The organism is Xanthomonas pisi DSM 18956, assembly GCF_001010415.1.
GTDB lineage: Bacteria > Pseudomonadota > Gammaproteobacteria > Xanthomonadales > Xanthomonadaceae > Xanthomonas > Xanthomonas pisi.
On record NZ_JPLE01000158.1, the window covers coordinates 1 to 1716 of the forward strand.

Consider the following 1716-nt stretch of genomic DNA (forward strand, 5'->3'; position numbering starts at 1 on the left):
GATGCCACCCAGTTGTCAGACAACGACCTGATGGACCAGACCGAACGCCCGGATGGCATTATTAAACTGAATCCGAACCGAAAAAATCAGAAAAGTGTCGCAGATGTTTTTCGGGTTGAGCAGGATTTTCAGGTTGCCAGCCAGCAGTTTCAGGTCATGCAGGAATCGGAAAAACTTATCCAGGATACCATGGGGGTTTATTCCGCATTTCTCGGGCAGGATTCAGGTGCGACGTCAGGCGTGGCTATCAGTAACCTGGTGGAGCAGGGGGCCACAACCCTTGCGGAAATCAATGATAACTACCAGTTTGCCTGCCAGCAGGTGGGAAGACTGTTGCTGGCTTATCTTCTCGATGACCTGAAAAAGCGGCGTAATCATGCAGTGGTGATTAATCGCGATGATCGCCAGCGTCGCCAGACCATTGTCCTCAATGCTGAAGGTGATAATGGTGAACTGACCAATGATATTTCAAGGTTAAATACACATATTGCGCTGGCTCCTGTTCAGCAGACACCTGCGTTTAAGGCACAGCTTGCACAGAGAATGTCAGAGGTTATTCAGGGGCTGCCGCCTCAGGTGCAGGCTGTTGTGCTCGACCTGTGGGTTAATCTTCTGGATGTGCCGCAGAAACAGGAGTTTGTTGAGCGTATTCGTGCTGCGCTGGGGACGCCAAAATCACCGGATGAAATGACGCCGGAAGAACAGGAAGTAGCGGCACAACAACAGGCACTTCAGCAACAACAGGCAGAACTCCAGATGCGCGAGATGGCTGGCAGAGTGGCAAAACTGGAAGCTGACGCCGCCAGGGCACATGCTGCTGCACAACGGGATAATGCCAGTGCACAGCGGGAAGTAGCCCTGACACAGGGGCAGCGTTATGTGGATGCGCTTAACCAGGCACATACGGCAGAAATCATTACCGGCGTACAGAATATGGAACAGGAGCAGGACGTTCTTCAGCAACAGATGCTGTATACGTTACAACAGCGGATGAATGAAATGTCGCTCTGAAAACTCTGGCTTCAACTGAACCCCGTCATCGTACGGGGTTTTTTGTTTCCGGAGGTAAGCGTTCCGGGAGCGGTGCGCTTATTCGCGGGGGCAGCGATAAGCCTTATTTACTCAACCATTCGGATCTGTCCGATAAACAGACCATGCGGAGTTATTTATGGATTTTGAATTTACGGGTGAAGAAACCCCGGAACAACTGGAAAAAATGCTGGAAGGACTTGGGGATGTGGATATTGACAGTCACGCACAGGACGTCGTGACGGAAGATACCACGGAAAAACATGCGGATGAGGAAGCACAGACTCAGACGGGCGATAACAATGTGGCACCGACGCCGGATGCCAGTGTGGAGCAGACGCAGGACGTGAAGGAGCCGGAAGCGAAGGGGGTGCTCACCCGCGACGGTAAACACGTCATTCCCTATGAAGTCCTTGAGGCTGAACGTTCCGGTAAGCAACGGGCCGAACAGGAAGCCGCACTTCTTCGTGGGCAGATAGCTGAAGAAAAACGCAGGGTGGAACTGCTGACGTCTCAGATCCACCAGGCCGGTATGAAGCCCACACCGTTACCGGAAAACGAAAAAATTTCTGATGAGCAGATTGCCCGTATCAGGGAGATGTATCCGGAAATTGGTGACGCGGTGGCTTCGCTCATCCGTAAAAATAACTATCTCCAGTCCCGTGTTCAGCAATCAGCACAGCAGGC

At 52.2% G+C, this 1716-nt stretch carries 2 protein-coding genes; both read left to right on the plus strand.

Features of this window, described 5'->3' with window-relative positions; translation table 11 throughout:
* The coding region (locus Y887_RS17530) for a portal protein (RefSeq protein WP_046965569.1) at positions 1–1011 on the plus strand (1011 nt) is incomplete at its 5' end.
* A 157-nt stretch (positions 1012–1168) separates the two neighbouring features.
* The coding region (locus Y887_RS19535) for a hypothetical protein (RefSeq protein ID WP_084726098.1) at positions 1169–1716 on the plus strand (548 nt) is incomplete at its 3' end.